Below are 18,900 nucleotides of genomic sequence, written 5' to 3'. Positions count from 1 at the left end.
CTCATAACTTCATTACCTGCGCGTAGGGGGTCTCATTAATCCTGAGCACCGCATCCGGATGCACTAAACCCTCATTAATGGCTCTACTAACGGAGACCGTGCCGACGAGGACCGCTACCTGCGCGTTCCTGACGTAATGCATGGCTTCATCTATGGTTGCTAGGAACCCGCCAAAGAACTCTTCGTTCACGACCAGTGAAACATCCCCTTCCTTGAGGGTTTTGCCGAGTAACTCCTTATCACACACCGTCACAACTTCCTTAAAGTCCTGCGAGATCCCCTCGGTTTTATGTATCCTCACATATACCAGGATCTCGTCCAGCAAGCCCACCTCATACAGGCTTGACAGGGGCTTCAGCGCCGCAGGCTAAACATCTAATTATCCACACCTTACCTTGCTTCCTGAGCTCTGTCTGGTAGGACCCGCATGTCTTACACATCACGTAGGACTCAAGGAACCTCCTGAATAAAGCGTTCAGAGTCTGCGAGGAAACTCTAGAGTATATCGTGAAAACCCCTGAGTCATCTATAGTCCCTCTAGCCGCCAGCTCCTTCAGGAGGTATCTAGCACATACTTTAGGCTCCCTTAATATTACCTCACACACTGTCTTGAAGTTCTTAACTTGAGTCTGAAGTCCAACGTGGACTATCTCGAGCGGCGGTATGTCTAGACTAACGGTCAATGCTCTCCTCTCGGGCAACTTACTGTAGAGCTCCTCCAACAGCTGTTCATACGGTGGCAACCCACTCAACCGCCACACCCCCTAATAGACCACATCAAAACTTTTAAGTTGAGTAGCTAAATCGTGTTGTTGAGGCTAGATATACGAGATGAAGGTCTACATAGAGACGTATGGATGTGCGTTAAACAACGCTGACACAGCGCTCATGAAGCAGGTGTTAATCGGTAAGGGGCATGAGATAGTGGATTCGATGGATGAGGCGGACGTAGTGATCGTGAACACCTGCACTGTAAGACTGGATACTGAGCAAAGAATTGTTAAGAGGCTCAGTAGGCTTAAAACGCAGGTGGGGAACGGGATCAAACTAATTGTAGCTGGATGCATGGTAGCGGCGCAGCCGTACACGATATCTAAAGTGGTTCCAGAGGCATCCCTGATATCCCCGCAGAACGTCATCAGAATACATGAAGCCGTTGAAAACGACGGGCGAATTGTCCTGCTAAGCGGGGAAAGGGACACTACGTGGTTAGCGCCCTTAGTAGAAGGATCCGTAACCTCCATACCGATAGCTGAAGGATGCCTTGGTAATTGCTCCTTCTGCATAACCAAGATAGCTCGGCGGAGGCTAAGATCCTACAGACCTGAGTTAGTGGTTAGGGTTGCCAAGGAGGCAGTGCGCAAGGGCGTCTTCGAGCTGGACCTCACGGCCCAGGACACTGCTGCATACGGAATCGACCTTGGCGACATTAGACTACATGACTTAGTGCGGATGATCACTGAAGAGGTTAAAGGGAACTACATGTTAAGGGTAGGCATGGCAAACCCAGATAACCTGATGCCAATACTCGACGACTTCATCGACGTGCTAAAACATCCGAACGTGTTCAAGTACGTTCACATACCCCTTCAATCAGGTAGTGATAAAGTCCTGAAGCTAATGAACCGGAGGTACACATACGATCAGTACAGGTCGCTGATCCTTGAGATAAGGAGGAAGATACCGGAGGTTCAAATAGCCACGGACGTGATAGTCGGACATCCGGGCGAAGACAATGAAGACTTCGAAGACACTCTGAAAGCACTTGAGGAGTTGATGCCTGATAAAGTTCATGTGGCCCAGTACACAATACGTCCACGGACGAAAGCGGCCTCGATGAGGCAGGTCTCGGATTCCGTCAAGAAGTCCAGAAGTATTGAGGTGAATAGAATTGTCGAGAGCATAGGTAAGACCGTTAACTCAGCATACGTTGGTTCGAAGGCATGGGTCATGGTTACTGGCAGGTCCTTCAGGGGCTCGCCGGTAGGTAGAACAATCAACTACAAGCCGGTGGTAATTAGCGACCTCAACACAGTAGGGGTCAGCGGTTATGTGAAAATCACCAACTCCACATTCTACGATCTGAGGGGTTACTGGGTATGACGCCGGCTATGCTTTACCTCTCCGCTCTTCGCTAATTCTACGGTTGTAGTAGCTCCTCAGTTCCTCATCGCTCATCACTCTGTACTCGTCAGCGAGAACCTTCCTAGCATCCCTGTTCCTCAGAAAGTAGTGAATCGAGTAACTGCATATAGGCACTATCCTGAGGTTCCTTACTTCAGCATCCCTCACCGCGGCCTCGACCAGCCTAGCAGCATACCCCCTCCCCCTATATTTCTCAGGCGTGTAGGTCTCCAGCAAGTACATCTTCCCACCATCCTCCCTGAAGGAGAGCCATGCCTTAGAGCCGTCCTCAAATCTAATGATGAAAACACTCCCCCTCCTCTCAACATGGACATCCTCCACTCACTACACCCAAATTCTCTAGTTTAAACAGAATTTAGGTTTAGAACGCATCAGCCAGCAACAAAAACGGGCTCCACCCTTCAGGGCAGGGAGTAGGCCAGCTCCATCCTCGAAGGACAATGTTTTTCAGTTGCAGGCGTCGCTGGAAGCCCTGCCGAAATTTGAAACTTAAATACTTCTGACTGTAAACAATATAATATGGGCTTAAGCGCCGCCGTAGCTCAGCCTGGTGGAGCGCTGCCCTGGTAAGGCAGAGGTCCCGGGTTCAATTCCCGGCGGCGGCTTCATTAAGTTATGTGCGGATTAAACCATACCACATGCGAAGCACACTCTTTATACAAATGTATAGATATAGTTGTCAATAAGATTCTTTTTCCCAATAATTATGTATTTTTGATCTAGATATGCCTTTAGATTATGTTGTAATAACTTTATTTATCTAAGTAGTATAGATATTACGATTTATCTATTTAAATTAGCTCGAGACCATCCGATCTACAGCGGTGGGAGTGTGCGCGGGGCTGTTGCCGGGAGAGTTGTAGGAATTGTTGATGAGTGTTTGGTGCGTGTTGATATCGGAGGCAGGCTGATTGATGTTGAGTTGAGCAGACATCTCTGCGGTGATAGTGTGTTAAGTGCTGTCAGGTCTGGTAGGGATGTTTTCCTCAAGGTTTCGTTGCACAATGAGTCTAGGGGCAGGGCTATAGGGGTTCTCAACATGAGTGAGGTCCCGCCTAACTACTCGGCAATAGATCCCTCGAGACCTGATGTGTTTTCGAAGTATTCCTACCTATGGATGAGGATGCCTAAGTATTCGAAAGTCATTAGATTGCAACACATACTGCTCAAGAGCCTCAGGAATATCTTGGATTCCGAGGAGTTTGTCGAGTTACTCCCGCCGGTTTTAAGTGTGGCCAGCGATCCAGGGTTGAGGGGTGCTAGGAAGGTCTCCACATATGTTTACGGTACACGATATGAGCTGTCCTCAAGCACTATAATGTATAAGCAGATCGCTGCCACTGCTTTAGGGAGGATGTACTTCGTGGCAAGGAATGTGAGGGAGGAGCCACCGGAGAACGTGATGACTGGGAGACATCTGATAGAATTCACGCAGTTAGATCTAGAGTGGGCTGGAGCGTCGATGTATGAAGTGATGAATCTCGGCGAGAGGCTGGTTTATGAGTCTTGCGAGGAGGTCGTCGAGAGAGCTAGGGACCTGATCGAGGAGTTCAACCCTGGGTTAAGGTGTTTTAAACCGCCATACGAGAAGCTCACATTCAGGGAGGCGCTGGAAAGGGTTAGGAGCCTCGGATTCGGGGTTAAGGAGGATAGAGAGCTACCTCAGGACGCTGAGGAGGCGCTGAGTATGGAGATGAACAAGCCCTTCTGGCTCATAAAGTTTCCGTCATCATGCAGGGGCTTCTACTACATGCCGGACGATAGTGAGGCAGGATATAACAGGGACTTCAACTTAATATTACCAGGGGGGTTCGGGGAATTGATAGACGGTGGCGAGCGGGAATATAGATATGACCACATCTTAAGGAGACTCAAGGATTTAGGTGAAGACATTAGCAAGTATTCATGGTTTCTTGAAGCAGTAAGGACTGGCATAACCCCCTCAGCTGGGTTCGGACTTGGCGTCGAGAGGTATACAAGATATCTGCTTAAGCTGAGATATGTATGGGAGGCGGCTCCGTTCCCTAAACCTCCCGGAGTCGTGGGCACACCTTGAGGGGGAAAGAAGAACTGAAAGTGGACAACCTAGATCTACAAATAATAGATTTACTGAGAAGCAACTCAAGACTCAAGTCTAGTGAGATAGCTAAAAGACTTGGCAGACCTAGGACAACAGTGGTTCAGAGGATAAGAAGGCTTGAGGCATCCGGGGTGATACAGTCATACACCGTCAGAGTAAGACCTGAGGCGCTGGGGTACAGCTACTACACGTATGTAGCTATTAAAGTGAGGAAGGGTCTGACGGGCAGGCTTGACCAACTTGAGCTAGCGAAGAAACTGGTCAGTGAATCCAGAAGTAGGAGTGAGCTACCGTACATAGAGGAGGCGGTGATAGTGACCGGTGCTTACGACATAATCCTTAGGGTGTGGGTCAGGAATTGGGAGGAGTTGTCAAGGTATCTGCTCAAGTACCTCCCATCGATAGAGGAGATAGAGTCTACGGAGACGTTCATGGTATTGAGAAAGGTTCCGGACAATAGATCATAGAGCTATATAATTATACAAAATTATCAAACATACCACCCCTTTATAAACTTTACTGTCAATGAATCCACGCACACATGTGCAGTAACTTACTTAGTTATTGAAACCCACATGTTATTGGAGAGGTGAGATGGCAGGACATAAAATAAACCTGAATGAGTTGAAGAGGATAACCCCAGGACTGCTCCCAACGCTGAACTTCATGTCAATGAAGGTCTACGGCAAGAGCTTGAGCGCTCTAATATTGGAGTCAAGCAACGGCATAACAGAAGATAAAATAAGGAAACTCCTAGTCAAGATCTATCAGAACGAAGAGGTACCAGACATTCTAATGGACAGGATTAGAAACTAAAAACCTATAGTAGAGACCAATCACGCGGGTTCTCGTCGCCGAGTATACCTACGCTGAACTTGCCCTTCACTAGGACTGTAGCCAGGATCACAGCTGCGTAAAGTAGTTTCCTGTTCCTGTTCAGTGACTCAAGCACTTCAACCAACTTAACGGTAGTCTCGGGTTTCATTTACGTACTCACCAAGTAAATTATTCTTAACAAAGGCATTAAGTTTACTGTCAAATATACAAATGTGGGTGATGTACTTGAGGCTTTATAAAGTAGGAGAAGATAAGTATTTCTATGAGCGGCTAAGATGTAGTGGCGTCGACCATGAAGCTGATAGAGCCAGAATTCCTGGAAGCCCTCTACAGGGTTAGAGCTGTTGGCAAGTTCCAGATAGCTAAGGAGCTAGCCAGTATCCTCAACGAGGACCTCAGGTCAGTGTTAATGAGAATTAACAATCTGCTGAAGATAGAGTACCTATGGTTCTCCACCGAGTACTCACTGCGTGCTCTGGGCCTTAAACTGATGATAATCGTGACGGACAAGAACCTGCTCACGGAACCCTCGGCTAAATTCATGAAGTTCATCAGAGCGACTGCTTACGTATTCCCGGACAAGTACTTCTACTCCCTCTACATTCCGAAGGACGCGGGGGACGTGTCCATACCCTCAAAGCTTCTTGAGGGTGCCGTTATTATGGAGTTCCATGAGAGGCTGAGGAACAGAACCTCATTTACTAGATACGGCATCGACACGGTTTTCTCGCCTGAGAAGGGATTTAGCAGAGAATCATTCAAGAGGCTGGAGATGACGGTAAGGGACTTCATGGTCAAGCAGAGTGTTGAGGCGAGAAACTCGGATGACCGGCTTAGCAAGATAGTCTTTGACGCCGTGGACTTGGGGATAATTAAAGAGCTGGAGAAGAATCCATTCGCTAAGCAGTCCGAAATAGCTAGGGCTTTAGGAGTCTCACTAGGTAAACTCAGAAGGCATGCCGCGAATCACATGCCCTACTTAGTTAAGGGCATTAGATTGATGTGCCTCCCCATATATCCGGCGGCTCTAGGAACAGCCCTCGTTATGCGCATTAAGTCCAGAAGCTCGAAGGATGTCGTGAGTTTGTGTGAGGCCCTAGTCACCCATCCCGTAGTTGTTTCCTGCGTCTATAACGTGAGCGATGGATCCAGCTTGGCGCAGTTCATAGTCCCATTCTCAATGGTCAGACACGTCGCTGAACTCTTTGAATCTATTGGCAGGGAGTACGGTTTTGAGGTCTCTAGGGATGCGATGTGGCTTGCCAACATCGAGTTCGGCAAGAGGTTTACGTTGCCTTATAAGCGCTGGGAGGAGTATGTCCCCAAGATGTCTTGGAACGTTGATGAGTTGAGGAGGATCTTCGGTGGGTTTGGAGGGAAAGGTAATTAAAGATTGTGTTTCCGACTTCACATTCGACGCGGCCCACTACACTCCAGTAAGTGGGGAGCCACTCCTCCACGGACACACATTTAAAGTGGAGGTATGTGTTGAAGGACGCTCAGGACCCCTATGGGTTGCGGATTTCATCGAGCTAAGAAATATCGTGAGAGGTTTGATAGAGCCCCTCAACTACTCACTACTGGTTCCCAGCAGGCACGCAGGCAAGATATTGTTCAACGCGCCTTTCAAAATCAAGGAAAGGACCTTCGAGTGCATGTCGGTAACGGCAGAATGCATAGGAAGCCACATATGTAGTGAGTTAAGGCAGATCTACAGGGATGAAGGGCAGAGAATAATGGTGATAATTGAGGAAGGAGTTGGGAACAAAGCAGTTACCAAGTGCTAAGGCATTCGCTCATCGACACTCTCTAGCAACATCACTTATAGGGAAATCGTGGTTCATGACGTGGGGTCAACTTAGTTAATGCGTGAAATTAACCTCCTCAGGAAAACATTTATAATCACTAAGCATATCACATGTAGGGGCCCGTAGCTCAGCTAGGATAGAGCGCCGGCCTTCTAAGCCGGAGGTCCCGGGTTCAAATCCCGGCGGGCCCGTCAGTTTTCAATAAGTAACACACCGTGGGAAAACTGGAATACACCGCTTTATATATGATTACGCTTAGTATCCGTATCTTGCTTCTAGCATCGACACGATTACCTGGGGTACGTGCTGTGCTCCAGCTACTATGGTTTTGACTCCACGCTTCCTCAGCTCTCTAGCGTACTCTAGGTAGCTCTTGACTAGGTCGAAGGTCTTGACCCTGTATGCGGCTTGAGCCCATTCGGGCATACCTCTTATCTCGAATGTTGTTACCAGGGGTAGCACTACGTACACCTCGTGACCGAGGGGCACCAGCTTCCTGGCAGTATCCGAGAGGGTCTGCCCGTACTGCTGGTCCGGGTTCGTGGCGAGGAAGAAGACGAGGCTCTTCTCCCTCGGTAGCATTGACACAACCTGCTTAAACGCCTTCTCGAGTGCTGTTACCCTCTTCTCAGCGTCCCTATTCCCGCTCCCGCTCGGTGCGTAGTCTGCGAAGGGCTCTAGAACCCTGCGGTAGCTCCTTGCAAGTTTAGGCGTTCTGTACACTCCGTCCTCGCTGAAGATTACGACCCCCATCAGGTCCCCACGTCTCGACAGGTAGCTGGATATGGATGCTACCACCCTGCTGGCGTACTCGAATGGCGTGTGCCCATACGGTCCTGCGAGGCTGTCGGCGGTTCCGTCCACCACGAACACTACTCTGTTCATGGTCTCCAGCTCCATCTCCTTAACCACTAGCCTACGCTTAGACGCCAGGTACTTCCAGACCAGCCTCCTAATGTCGTCCCCAACCCTGTACTCCCTAATGCTGTACAGCTCCACTCCGTACCCAGCCCTCCTACTCCTCGTAAGACCCGTGGTCCTGGTGAAGACCATGAGCCTCCTAACCGTGGTTTCCGAAGCCCTCGGAACGCACCTCACCGCCCCGGTAGCGTCTACGGTGTAGTCGAACCTGAAGAACCCGAAGACATCCCTCACAGCCAGCCTCAGAGGACCTACGGCGTGCCTCCCAACCCTAGACCTAAACCTAAGCGTTAGGGTGACAGAGCCCCTGGCGGGTATTATAATGAGTGAGGCTCTAACACCCCCTACGAGCTTCAGGTACTGAGAATAGGCTACGGAAACCTCGGCAGTGACGACCGGGACCGGCGTCGGGTTCTCGATCACTACGCGTACCTCTACGTCCTCCCCCTCGACAGCGAAAACCCTGGATACGGTGGCTCTACACCTAGATACTGCGTAGAGCTCCAGCGTTGCGTAGAGCCTCAGGCACGCTAGCAATACTAGGAGGGATACCCCGATGCTGAGTAGGTAGGGTGAGTAGAGGGCTCCGAAGACTGTGAAGAGTGCGGAGATCACCAGTAGAGCCTTAGCCCTCTGAGTAGCTGTTATAGACTCCTCCTGCGGTAGGACCTCCACAACGATCACCTCAGTAGCACGTATTCAACGCCCCTCTCCTTAGTGAGGCTCTGACCCATGGTCTTGAGGAACTCCTCGCTCCTCCTAATCATCTTCTTGGTGGTCCTGTTCCAGGATAGGACTATCGGTAGTCTCCTCCTACCGGAAGCCTTAGCGTAGAGCCTGCACATATCCCTAACGTACCTACCGCCACTATCACCTACCGGTAACACCTTTACAGCGTCTGTCTCGCAGAGACCTACGCCGTAGGTGAGCCTGACCGCAGAGTCCACGAGCTCGAAGAGCTTCGTGAAGTCCCCCTTATCCAGGGACACCTTACCCCTCATCACGGTGTCTCTGAGCTCACCGGTTAGGTAGAGCTCAACCTCCTTCTGCTCCTCGAGCCTTCCGTCGGAGACTGTCTGAACCCTCCTAGAGGTGTACCTATACATCGCAACAGTCGACGCCAGGACCAGAATGGAGGCTACATACGCTAGGCTCTTAGCGTACTCGACTAGGCTGTTTACCTGTGAGACTAGCGGTGGGAACCAGTACGCTGGGTGGATCGTCCTGAGTACTGTGAGCAGAGCAAGTGAGAAGGGGTCGGCGTAGAGGGGTAACTCCACTCTCTTCTCTAGCGTGTCCGCCTCGACGTCAACTGACTCGTACTTAGACCCGTCTAAAGTAACTCTACAGTCTGTGCTACCTCCACATAGGTAGCCGACGAGCTCTAAGACCATATCCCTGTACGAAGTCACGTTAGAGGTTAGGACCTGGTTGAGGAGTAGAGACCCGTCGCCAAGCACTGCGACCCTTGCCCAGCCAACATCTTCTAGAGTCATCACCGGCTCCCCGCCCTCCGCAACGCCTACCACCGTGTGCTGTGGAGCTAGCACCGAGGATGCCTTGTCCAGCACTATAAGGTAGCTGGAGTTAGTGGGCAGGGTGATTAGGGCTGTGGCGTAGGGGAGCCCCGTGATCGGGTTGCGGACTGCTTTACCAGATACCCTCGCAGATGATCCTAAAGCCTCGAGGAGGGAGTTTGAAGTGACGTTCTCGTCGGCGATCAGTGCCGCTGGGTGTCTACAGTCTCTGAGCCTCTTAACCACGTCTTCAGCCTCAGACCTCGTGTACCCGACCTCCGGTGAGATCGTTATGAAGAGACATCTCTCAGCTCCTTGAAACAGCTGGTCGAGCTCATCGTACGACCTGATCGCTACGGTCTGTGGGTAGAGGTCTTTGAGGGTCTTCACAAGCTCGAAGGTCCCTATGGGACCGGTGTTGAATGGTGAGGCGCCTCTGTAGACCGCTATCAGCGGGGGTCCTTTCTCAATCATTGCTATGATGGCTATCAATACTAGTAGAAGCATTACTGCCGTACTTACTACCTTCACCTCTCTGGTGAGGGTTGGGGGTTCTCCCCTACTCACGGTGGACACCTACCAGCAGGGACTTTAGCTCTCTCTAGAGACTGAGTAAACGTATGAGGACAGCCTGAGGACGTAGAGGGCCGACGAGAGTAGCGTGAACGCTACGAGCAGGGATACCAGCGATGTTGCCACCATAGCTCTCTCCATGTATCCTACTGAGAGCATCATGAACATTACCGAGAGTGCTAGCAACACTGTACCCAGGGTTAGGTAGATCAGGTAGGAGTACTTCTTTAGGGTGCGAATCATGGTGCCACACCAACCATCTTGAGTAGGTAGTCCAGGGTTAAAAAGATGGTATCGTAGTAGGAGATGTAGACCTCCCCGATGTGTTCTACTACACCTAGGAGGTCCGGTCTCAGGAAGGCGTCCACTGAGAGACCTACAGCTCGCATAGAGCGGTACACCCCCGCTACATACATTGTTGCGGCAGATGCCAGAGAGAGGATCAGAGCGATCTTCACGTTCAGCTCGAGCCCCCTAAACATCTTAGTAACAACCATCCACACAATTGCTGAAGCTACTATCAGCGTTAGAGCCCTCACCGCAATGTTTAAGATTCCTAACGGGAACCTGAGGAATTGTAAGACAAATTCTAGGACTATAATCGAGGCGTAGTACAGGGGTGGGGCGAAGACCAGCGCCAACAACATGTTCCTAACCGAGGTTAGGGGGAACTTCAACCAAACGTCTAAGTCCTCAGTCCCCTTCAGCTTCTCCATGGCTAGGTCTCTGGGCTTCGCTAGGAACACCACCGCGGTCTCCGAGAGAGACGACATGTACTTGTACAGAGCCACCCCTACAGCGACGGCTACCATCAGCGGGAAGAGAGGGTTGGCTGAAAGTAACCCCAGTATCTGGGTCTTCCCAGCAGAGCTTACTACAGCGTTCAGCAGTGCACTGATGAAGCCCTCTACAGCTATCGGCACGATTATTAGTGGGGCGATGAAGGCGACCAGCAACGGTAGAGACAATAAGAGGTTCGAGTACCTAACATATTTCTCCTGTCCCCTCCTGTACCGGCTGGAGAACACGTCGAGTAGGGAGAGCACCAGTAGCGTCGGCAGGAACCTGGAGGCGAAGCCGAGGTCCACACCCATAACGCTAATGGACCGCGCCACGAAAACCAGCGAGAGCATCATTGGGGAGGGGAAGGCTACGGATGCCACCGCAAGCGGGAACACCGCGAGACCGGCGACGGCTCTAACGGGGTCGACAGCTAGACTTGGTATGACGCTGGGGAAGTCGAAGGCGAGCCTCAGGAAGTTGGTAGCCGAAGCCGTCAGAACGTCGAGGAGGGTGGCGAGAACCACTATGCGTGGAAGAGCCTTGAAGAGCAGGTGTAGCATTACTTACCACCAACCAGCTTCCTCAGGTACGCGTCGCTCCTCCCGTCGACCTCCTTAGACTCCAGCTGGGCGTACTTAGCGAGCTCGTACGCCTCAGTCAACCCCTCGAACGCCTCCCTACCGACCGTTACACGTGATAGGTACTCCCTGTGGGTCTCCCACGGCTGTCTAACCACGCCGTGCTTAGACTCGATGAACTTTACACCAGTCCAGTAGTTCCTTACAGCGGTTCTCAGTGACCCAACCCCCAGCTCGGGGAGGTGTACGTTGCTAGTATGTGGGCGCACGATGCCGGATAGAGCCCTGGATAGGCGGTTAAACACTCTAAACAGTGCGATGGAGCCTAAAACTACCGCTATCGGAACCGCAACGTAGGCTATAAGCGATAGGTCTACCCTCGGAACCTGAACAGATGGTGCGGTGAGACCAGCCGATGCCTTAGGTAAGAGATTCGGTAGGGAGCTGTCGAACTTCCCTAGGTCCGGGATGATTGGGTCAAGCGGCTTGGTATAAGTATCGGATGGTTTGAGAGTCTCCAAGACCTTTGTTACTCCCTCAACGACCTCGGGTTTTAGGGAGAACCCTGTCCTCGTTAGAACATCAGCGAGTCTTTCAGCTAGGCTCTCGACTTCAGCGTATCCTATAGACCTACCTACAAGTCTGGACACCTCAGTAGCTACGAGCACGTCCTTAGGGTCCACACCCCCCGCTGAGTATGTAGACTCCATCATTTTGAACAGAGACTCGATGTCCTGCGGCGTCACCGTGCCTGAGGCGTACTCGTCGATTAGGGAATTCACCTGCTCGCGGAGTCTAGTATTACCTATGCTGTTAGCCAGGTCGTGTAGTGCTTCAAGCGGTATAGGCACTCCAGACTCGGAGAAGCCGTAGAGGCTGTCCAGAACGTTGAGTGATTTAACTACGTCCTCGTATGGAGCGCCAGACTCCAAGACGCTCCTCATGGCGTTAGCTATGTCGGCGTCTGTGAGTCCACTGGTTGCCGCAGACCTCAAGACGTTGTTTAGGGTGTTAAACAACCTTGGATCCAGCCCCATCTTACTCAGCGCTTCGTTGATGATGGCGTCTGGGAAGCCCGGCGTGTGTCTGTCGGTCTGAGCGTAGGCTATAGCAACGTTGAGTACTAGGATGGCTAGCAGAACCGGTAAGTAGTGTACTGCCCTCAAGGTTTGGGCACCGGGACCTTCTTCAGTACCTCATCCACGATGGATGTTGGGGAGACCCCCTCGATCTCGTACTCAGGCTTCAGTATGATTCTATGTATTAGTGCTCCGCCAGCAACAGTCTTAACGTCGTCGGGTATAACGTAGTTTCTTCCGTGTATGTATGCCCACGCCTTGGAGAGCCTCAGTACCGCTATGCCAGCCCTAGGGGACCCACCGAGTTTTACAGCTGGGTGCTTCCTAGTCTCCTCAACTATCGAGACTATGTAGTCGTAAACAGAATCCTCTACAGAGACCTTAGTAACCTCAGTTATAGCTGTCAATACTTCCTCCCTGGTCAGGATGGGTTTGAGGCTCTCTATGGACTCATCTATCCTGTCTATACTCTTGAGCATCTCCTTGAAGCCGTTGGTCGAGGTATAACCTGTTTCGATTTTAGCTAGGAACCTGTCGAGCTGAGCCTCAGGTAACGGAAATACTCCCTCCAACTCCACGGGGTTCTGCGTGGCTAGAACTATGAAGGGCTCCTCAAGCTTGAACGTCCTACCCTCAATGGTTACCTGCCTCTCCTGCATAGCCTCGAGCAGAGCTGACTGGGTTCTGGGGGAAGCCCTGTTAATCTCATCTGCTAGGAGAATATTGGTGAATATGGGTCCCTCCCTAAACATGAACTCCCCACTCTTCTGGTCGTATATGTACGCACCTATTATGTCCATGGGCAGGAGGTCCGGAGTCATTTGAACCCTCTTAAACCTCAGGGAGAGAACTCTAGAGACAGCCTTAGCCATAGTGGTCTTAGCCACCCCGGGAACACCCTCGAGGAGGACGTGCCCCCTAGCCAGGAGGCACGCAACGATCATCTTAACCTCTCTCTCCTTCTCTATGAGAATATCCGAAGACGTTAGGACATCTAACACCTTTCCAAACACCAGAACCACCACTAAGTTTAGAGAAAAGAGGCAAGTATATAAAGTGAACTGGCGGTGCAGAACTTGAATCAAACCGGTGATTGCCCGTGTTCATTAACTAGGTTGTTTTAGTTTTCTGGTAATCTGGGCTTGGTTCAGATGCATTACTCCTACCCTGAGTTCAAATCCCGGCGGGCCCACCACATAGGCCCGGGCTCCTGCGCACATCAAACACCTCAACACATGTCTTAAATGTGAGAAAACCAAGTCTTCAAGAACCTAGATGGATCAAGTACTTCGTGAGCTCCGATGAGTTCCCCATCAGCACTTAGACGGCCTTAAATATTGTGAGATATCTATTATCCTATCACCATAGTGAGTTTTCACTATATGTCCTGCTAGGTCGTATACTCTGGACGCTCTCAGTATTACAACGTAATCGCTTGACGCTATTACGCCGCTCTCCCCTATTACTCTCGTGTCTGCCTTATCGGCTAACACTACCTCCGCTAAGTCCTTTACAACGCTCCTCAGCGCTTCCGCGTGTTGGGCTGAGTGACTGACGTTCTTGTCCAACACTATCGTTACTGAGTCAGGCTTCAATCTGCCTAGCTCCACGCCTAGCAGACTGACGACGCGTTCAAGGCTGTCCATGACTACACCTCGCCTGTACGACTTCCTTAAGTCCCTGACGAAACCGTCATCACATAGAAAGAGGTTTAAGCCCTCCACGGCCGTATGGACTGTGAGCAACACGTTATAACCGTCAATGACAACGTGCATGTGGGACACGCTCTCCACACGTTTTTTCCTTATCGACTCCGCATCACTGTCGCTGTGTATACATCTAAGGAGTAATGTCCTCTCAACGCTGCTTAAACCGTACCTGGAGGTGACTAGGTCGAGCACTGCCTTCTGATTGTAACCTCTATTGAGCAGGTGTTTGTAGTCCCTGGCGGCCTCAATAACCTCGATTCTAATTGAGTTAATCAACTAGGATTACCTTGCCCTACCATGTTCTCAACAAGCTTAAGCACTAAGTCGGCAACACTCCTAACGTCGCTGACCGCCACGTAGCCTGTGGCGTGATCCCCTCTGCCACCACCGCGTCCCCCTAAAGCCAGCGCCATCTCCCTCATCAGCTTGCCTGCGGGCAACTCCCTGGACGCCTTAAATCCTTCGGAGATCTCCACATTCATGCCGCCAGCATCCCTGGGTGTTAGTACAACGAGTATGAGGTTCTCATGGCGTCCGGTAAGATCCTTCAGAACTTCCCGTAGCGCCTCCTCATCAACCACGTCCAGACTCACTACCGAGATCCTCAAACCCTTAAGCACTTTCACTGAAGACTCGACAGTGTTGATGAAATCCTTCAAGTACGATTTCCTGAAGACGGAAATCTTCGTCTTCATGTCCTGCAGTTCCTTAAGTAATGCCTGGAGACGGAGGGTCAGATCCCCGCCCACCAACCCCTCCGCGGTCCTTATCTTGCCCTCCAACTCCCTAGCATACTCACTCACTTGAGTGCCCGCTACGTACTCAAGCCTTACCACACCGTCAGCTATCCTATCTGTCCTAACTATCTTGAGCGCGCCGACCTCCCTTGTGTTGGTTAAGTGGGTCCCGAAGCAGGCTTCAGCGTCCAGACCCTCTATCTCAACCACCCTGATCACAGGTTCCAAAACAACCCCGCCCTCGTACAGAACGAACCCGTATTTCCTCTCCGCCTCATACTTGGGCATGAGGCGGGATCTGACCTCCCTGCCCTCAAGGATAACCTTATTGGCCAGGTCCTCGATCATCCTCACCTCATCCTCTGTGAGTGACTTGTAGTGAGTTATGTCTAGCCTAGCCCCCTTCTCAGTCTTCTCGGCCCCCGCCTGCCACACGTGGCTTCCAAGCACCTTCCGAGCGACACCCAGTATTATGTGTGTAGCTGTGTGATGCCTCATCAACTTATACCGCCTCTCCCAGTCGATAACCCCCTTCACAACGCTGCCGACGTACGATTCGGGCATGGACTTCTCCACCTTATGCAGTATAACGCCGTCAACCTTCTGGGCATCGATCACTCTGTACGACTCACTACCTACGTACAGGTAGCCGGTATCAGGCTCCTGACCCCCGCCCTCAGGGTAGAAGGCGGTTCTCTCAAGAACCACATAGTTCTGTACCACCTTAACAACGCGCGACGTGAATTCCCTCAGGTATGGATCCTTATGGAATAGCTGCTCGGTAGGGTCTAGATTCATGACGTTCTCAACCACCTCCTTCGGGACCTTAACCCTCTCTTCCTTACGCACTGGCGCCCTAGAATGTCTGGCGGTTAACTTGTTATAGAAGTCCTCAGGTATCTTAACCTCTATGCCCGCCTCCCTACCTACCTCAGCAACCACCTCAGGTGGTATTCCGTGACTGTCATACAGCTCCATGAGCTCCTCCCCGCTCAACCCCTGTGACCCTCTCCTGAAGTACTTCAGGATTAGGGATGGTGCTCTGTCAAGAGTCTCGCGGTACTTGCTCAGCTCGTGCTTCAGGACGTCCTCCACATAGCTTTCTTTACCTCTGAGTTGAGCGTAGAGGTCGCTCCAGAACTTAACCTGCTTCTCAAACAGCGTGTACGTGCTTCCCAGATCTGCTTTAAGCGATGTGAGGAGTCTGAAGATCCTCCTCAACACGAGCCTCGCAAGATAACCCTCACCACTGTTTGATGGAACCACGCCGTCGGCCAGCAGAAGTGAGGCCGTCTTGACATGGTCCAGTAACGCGTAAACCTTTATGGCGTTATCGAGAATGACTCCAAGCTCAGGGGGGCTAATGCCTAACTCCCTTGAAACCTCGCCCTTAAGCCTAACGTAGAGCGCCTCGTTCTTCGGATTGAGCCTGCCGACGTACTTAACGCTAGCCCTCAACACCTCTTCAGGAGGTTCCTCAACACCGAGGATCCTGTGGTAATCACTGAGTAAGCTACCGTATATGGCGTGGAAGGCTGTCGGGGACTTCTGAGTCAGCCAGGCAATCCTCTCGATGCCGTACCCAGTATCAACTATCTTGAGAGGCATTTCCTTGTAGGTGCCGTCGGGCAGCGAGTCATACATCATGAAAACCAGGGTAGCTACCTCAAGACCCCCGACGGCGACCTCAAAGCAGGGTCCAGCGTTACCCCCGCCCTCCCACCAAGACTCCTTAAAAACTATCTCCCCCTCAGGCACGCCTATCTCCTTAGTGAAGAACTCCCTGGCATACTCGGCCGTCTCGTGCGTGAAGTACACCTCCTTGCCAGGATAGTTGAAGGCGTGATGACCGCCCATTATGAAGTTTGTTAGATGCCTTCCGAACGTGTATCCAACGCTGTCGATGTCCTCAAGCCTTACGCTCGGCTGAGCTATGACCAGAGGATTGGCTGGGGGAAGGACGAGCCCTGACGTGACGTGAGGCTGAAAAACCACTATAGACGCTATCGTCAAGTAGATGTCGTCCCTCCACCTAGCCACGACCGGGTAAGGCTCTACGACCTCGTGCCCGTGTTTCTTGAAGAAGTTGAGGAACTTGTCTCTTGCCTCCTTAACCGTCAGGGGGCCTGAACCTAGCCTCAGATTAAAGAATGTGTAATCCGAGCAGGGCGCGTCATTACAGTCCTCCCTAACGACCTTAGACCAGAAGTTAACCCCACACACCTTGCACGCAAGCCTGCTGAACCCCTCCCTCTCGAACATCCTGACTTTATATATCTCCGAACTGCCCACCACTATCGACACCTAACTTATGAAATATCTAACGGTCTGATAATATTTATTATTTCTACTGTTGACTGGCTAAGCGTGTTAGAGGCTTAGGCCCTCACAGAGCAATGCTAGGTTCAGCCGAAGAGTGACGAAATTCCTTCAGCTATCTCTTCCTCACTTACCTTCTTCTCCTCACCCTCTTCCTCAGGCTTTCCCTCCTCCTCTGAGGGTTTCTGTGAGGTCGGAGTCGCTTCCACCGCAACTGTTTGAGGGGCTACCGGGAGGTTCAACTCTGGATTCCTCTGCATCAGGATGCCAGCTAGAGCCTGAGCCACACCTGCAGCACTCCTCAAGACTAGTGGGGCGGTCTCCGGAGTCACGTATCCAGCCTCACCAGCCAGCCTTACGGCCCTTAGGTAGGCTCTACTTATGACTTCAGGCATTACCTCAGGCAGGGGTAGGGCTGTCTCAAGAGCCAGCGTTCTCCCTGTGTGGACTGCGGACAGTAGCTCGTTTCTGAAGCTCTCAACATCTAGCCTCAACTTGTCCTTAGGTATGACAACTCCTTCATCCCATACGACCTTTAACGAAAGCTTAACTGGGTACGCCTTGATCTCAAGCTTCCGGAGGAGCGAGGCCAGCTCAGGACTGACTACGTCGCCTGCTGACGCGACCTTGGACTCCTTCGCTATCCATATGACGCCCTCCTTAACCATGGTTCTTAACTTAAGCTTACCAAACACAGACATCATGGGGCCAGGCGGTATTCCAGTAGGTCCTTCGGGAACGTATATGTCTGAGGGCGCCTTCTCCCCGGGTTTAATGTACCTAAGCATAACCACCCTATCCACTAAGTTGGCCAGCGTGAATGCGTTGAGGTCAGTGAATATCAGCATGTTGGGGCCGGTCAGGTAGTTGATGAATTCCTCCACGCCTCGTGGTCTGAGCTCGTTAAGAGCCCTAGCTACGAGAGTGTTGTTGAAGACTCTGATAACGCCGTACTTACTCAGGACCTCCTTAATATTGCTGAGCTCCCTTGACGGAACCCCTTCCATGTTTATCAAGCCAATCGCTCTATGGCTTGATACCAACCTCTTAATCTCAGCAACTATTGCCTCCTTCTCCTTGATGGATCTTCTTTCCACGCCCTTCCTAAGCATCCTCTCGTTCTGTAGAACCTCCACTAACTTAACCAGCTTGCTCCTAGTCGAGCCCTTCACAGCATCTCCACCTCCACCGCAGGCCCCATCGTGGTTTTGAAGTAGATCTTAGCGGTGGTCTCGAGGGGTTTCGTATACTTACTCTTGATAAAGTTTATCACCGACATGGCGTTCTCCGTCAGGTGCTCCAAGGGCATCTCCTCGCTCCCTATCCTGCAACCAACCCATGCCTGCTCCTTATTCCTGAGCCTGGTCGAGTTGGTGTACCTGGATATTAGGGCCTTGACATTGGCTGACGCGGGAACGGGTATCGGGAACTTGCCTCGAGGTCCTAGAGCAGGGCCTAAAGTCCTGCCGACCTGAGTCATCAGGTCAGGCTGAACTAGGAAAACGTCGTATCTCCTGCATATCTTCCTCACATCCCTCTTGGAGAGGTTCTTGAGGTCGTCTGGAGTTAGGACGTCGGCCCCGGCTTCCCTAGCCTGCAACTGAAGGTTGCCTGAAGCTATGACCAGGATCCTCGATCCCCTCCCCAAACCTTTAGGGAGGTGCACGAAATCTCTGAACTTAACTTCAGAGCTTTTAGGATCAGCGCCTTTAAAGACCACTACAAGCTCTACAGACTGCTTAAATCTACGGCCCCTCCCTAACTCCAAGGCAGTCTTTATTGCCTCAGCCAGTTTCTCCTCACTTAAGACCATC

20 protein-coding genes and 2 tRNA genes are annotated in these 18,900 nt (G+C 51.4%); 8 read left to right on the top strand and 14 right to left on the bottom strand.

Features of this window, described 5'->3' with window-relative positions:
- Window position 1: 1 nt before the first annotated feature.
- On the bottom strand, window positions 2-325 hold the full coding sequence (locus tag QW772_01880; GenBank protein ID MEM0037664.1) for a DUF424 family protein: 324 nt from the start codon (window positions 323-325) through the stop codon (window positions 2-4).
- Window positions 326-332: 7 nt separating this feature from the next.
- A complete protein-coding gene (locus tag QW772_01875) occupies window positions 333-752 on the bottom strand; it encodes a translation initiation factor IF-2 subunit beta (GenBank protein ID MEM0037663.1) in 420 nt (139 codons plus the stop codon).
- Between the two features lie 79 nt (window positions 753-831).
- Here QW772_01875 and QW772_01870 point away from each other — a divergent pair, with 79 nt between their 5' ends.
- The gene (locus tag QW772_01870; GenBank protein MEM0037662.1) at window positions 832-2,103 is read left to right on the top strand and encodes a tRNA (N(6)-L-threonylcarbamoyladenosine(37)-C(2))-methylthiotransferase; all 1,272 of its coding nucleotides are present in this window, start codon (window positions 832-834) and stop codon (window positions 2,101-2,103) included.
- Window positions 2,104-2,109: 6 nt separating this feature from the next.
- On the opposite strand, the gene QW772_01865 is transcribed toward QW772_01870, so the two are convergent.
- Window positions 2,110-2,466: a GNAT family N-acetyltransferase gene (locus QW772_01865; protein ID MEM0037661.1), complete on the bottom strand. Its 357-nt coding sequence runs from the start codon at window positions 2,464-2,466 to the stop codon at window positions 2,110-2,112.
- A gap of 210 nt (window positions 2,467-2,676) precedes the next feature.
- Between QW772_01865 and QW772_01860 the strand changes: the two genes are divergently transcribed.
- From QW772_01860 to QW772_01845, 4 genes are all read left to right on the top strand, one after another.
- Window positions 2,677-2,750, top strand: a tRNA-Thr gene (locus QW772_01860).
- Window positions 2,751-2,977: 227 nt separating this feature from the next.
- Window positions 2,978-4,201 (top strand): asparagine synthetase A, encoded by a 1,224-nt coding sequence (locus QW772_01855; protein MEM0037660.1) that lies wholly within the window; start codon window positions 2,978-2,980, stop codon window positions 4,199-4,201.
- Window positions 4,198-4,692: an Lrp/AsnC family transcriptional regulator gene (locus QW772_01850; GenBank protein MEM0037659.1), complete on the top strand. Its 495-nt coding sequence runs from the start codon at window positions 4,198-4,200 to the stop codon at window positions 4,690-4,692. Before QW772_01855 ends, QW772_01850 begins: the two co-directional genes overlap by 4 nt.
- Before the next feature lie 127 nt (window positions 4,693-4,819).
- A complete protein-coding gene (locus tag QW772_01845; protein ID MEM0037658.1) occupies window positions 4,820-5,041 on the top strand; it encodes a hypothetical protein in 222 nt (73 codons plus the stop codon).
- A 4-nt stretch (window positions 5,042-5,045) separates the two neighbouring features.
- Here QW772_01845 and QW772_01840 read toward each other — a convergent pair whose 3' ends face one another.
- Window positions 5,046-5,210, bottom strand: a complete 165-nt coding sequence (locus QW772_01840) for a hypothetical protein (protein ID MEM0037657.1) — start codon at window positions 5,208-5,210, stop codon at window positions 5,046-5,048.
- A 144-nt stretch (window positions 5,211-5,354) separates the two neighbouring features.
- Between QW772_01840 and QW772_01835 the strand changes: the two genes are divergently transcribed.
- From QW772_01835 to QW772_01825, 3 genes are all read left to right on the top strand, one after another.
- On the top strand, window positions 5,355-6,452 hold the full coding sequence (locus tag QW772_01835) for a winged helix-turn-helix transcriptional regulator (GenBank protein ID MEM0037656.1): 1,098 nt from the start codon (window positions 5,355-5,357) through the stop codon (window positions 6,450-6,452).
- Entirely contained in the window at window positions 6,427-6,849 is a 423-nt protein-coding gene (locus QW772_01830) for a 6-carboxytetrahydropterin synthase (GenBank protein ID MEM0037655.1), read from the top strand. The genes QW772_01835 and QW772_01830 overlap by 26 nt, the downstream gene beginning before the upstream one ends.
- Window positions 6,850-6,986: 137 nt before the next feature.
- A tRNA-Arg gene (locus tag QW772_01825) sits at window positions 6,987-7,061 on the top strand.
- Window positions 7,062-7,125: 64 nt separating this feature from the next.
- On the opposite strand, the gene QW772_01820 is transcribed toward QW772_01825, so the two are convergent.
- From QW772_01820 to QW772_01775, 10 genes are all read right to left on the bottom strand, one after another.
- Window positions 7,126-8,466, bottom strand: coding sequence for a DUF58 domain-containing protein (locus tag QW772_01820; GenBank protein ID MEM0037654.1), 1,341 nt, complete (start codon window positions 8,464-8,466; stop codon window positions 7,126-7,128).
- A 5-nt stretch (window positions 8,467-8,471) separates the two neighbouring features.
- Entirely contained in the window at window positions 8,472-9,875 is a 1,404-nt protein-coding gene (locus QW772_01815) for a hypothetical protein (GenBank protein MEM0037653.1), read from the bottom strand.
- Between the two features lie 24 nt (window positions 9,876-9,899).
- Window positions 9,900-10,124 (bottom strand): hypothetical protein, encoded by a 225-nt coding sequence (locus tag QW772_01810; GenBank protein MEM0037652.1) that lies wholly within the window; start codon window positions 10,122-10,124, stop codon window positions 9,900-9,902.
- The gene (locus tag QW772_01805) at window positions 10,121-11,224 is read right to left on the bottom strand and encodes a hypothetical protein (GenBank protein MEM0037651.1); all 1,104 of its coding nucleotides are present in this window, start codon (window positions 11,222-11,224) and stop codon (window positions 10,121-10,123) included. Before QW772_01805 ends, QW772_01810 begins: the two co-directional genes overlap by 4 nt.
- A complete protein-coding gene (locus QW772_01800; GenBank protein ID MEM0037650.1) occupies window positions 11,224-12,408 on the bottom strand; it encodes a DUF4129 domain-containing protein in 1,185 nt (394 codons plus the stop codon). The genes QW772_01805 and QW772_01800 overlap by 1 nt, the downstream gene beginning before the upstream one ends.
- A complete protein-coding gene (locus tag QW772_01795) occupies window positions 12,405-13,346 on the bottom strand; it encodes a MoxR family ATPase (protein MEM0037649.1) in 942 nt (313 codons plus the stop codon). The genes QW772_01800 and QW772_01795 overlap by 4 nt, the downstream gene beginning before the upstream one ends.
- 288 nt (window positions 13,347-13,634) lie before the next feature.
- Window positions 13,635-14,306: a DUF434 domain-containing protein gene (locus QW772_01790; GenBank protein ID MEM0037648.1), complete on the bottom strand. Its 672-nt coding sequence runs from the start codon at window positions 14,304-14,306 to the stop codon at window positions 13,635-13,637.
- Window positions 14,303-17,062: an alanine--tRNA ligase gene (gene alaS, locus QW772_01785; GenBank protein MEM0037647.1), complete on the bottom strand. Its 2,760-nt coding sequence runs from the start codon at window positions 17,060-17,062 to the stop codon at window positions 14,303-14,305. Before alaS ends, QW772_01790 begins: the two co-directional genes overlap by 4 nt.
- 110 nt (window positions 17,063-17,172) lie before the next feature.
- A complete protein-coding gene (locus tag QW772_01780; protein ID MEM0037646.1) occupies window positions 17,173-18,258 on the bottom strand; it encodes a 50S ribosomal protein L10 in 1,086 nt (361 codons plus the stop codon).
- Window positions 18,255-18,899: a 50S ribosomal protein L1 gene (locus QW772_01775; GenBank protein ID MEM0037645.1), complete on the bottom strand. Its 645-nt coding sequence runs from the start codon at window positions 18,897-18,899 to the stop codon at window positions 18,255-18,257. The genes QW772_01780 and QW772_01775 overlap by 4 nt, the downstream gene beginning before the upstream one ends.
- Window position 18,900 lies beyond the last annotated feature (1 nt).

Source organism: Zestosphaera sp. (genome assembly GCA_038727705.1).
Lineage (GTDB): Archaea > Thermoproteota > Thermoprotei_A > Sulfolobales > NBVN01 > Zestomicrobium.
The sequence above is the reverse complement of the archived record's forward strand: the minus strand, read 5'-3'. Positions and strand labels throughout refer to the sequence as shown.

What these genes read in the sequence shown, in the direction of transcription:
- QW772_01870 (MEM0037662.1), top strand. Translation starts at nt 832, where the DNA reads ATGAAGGTCTACATAGAGACGTATGGATGTGCGTTAAACAACGCTGAC.
- QW772_01845 (MEM0037658.1), top strand. Translation starts at nt 4,820, where the DNA reads ATGGCAGGACATAAAATAAACCTGAATGAGTTGAAGAGGATAACCCCA.
- QW772_01840 (MEM0037657.1), bottom strand. Translation starts at nt 5,210, where the DNA reads ATGAAACCCGAGACTACCGTTAAGTTGGTTGAAGTGCTTGAGTCACTG.
- QW772_01835 (MEM0037656.1), top strand. Translation starts at nt 5,355, where the DNA reads ATGAAGCTGATAGAGCCAGAATTCCTGGAAGCCCTCTACAGGGTTAGA.
- QW772_01810 (MEM0037652.1), bottom strand. Translation starts at nt 10,124, where the DNA reads ATGATTCGCACCCTAAAGAAGTACTCCTACCTGATCTACCTAACCCTG.
- QW772_01805 (MEM0037651.1), bottom strand. Translation starts at nt 11,224, where the DNA reads ATGCTACACCTGCTCTTCAAGGCTCTTCCACGCATAGTGGTTCTCGCC.
- QW772_01775 (MEM0037645.1), bottom strand. Translation starts at nt 18,899, where the DNA reads ATGGTCTTAAGTGAGGAGAAACTGGCTGAGGCAATAAAGACTGCCTTG.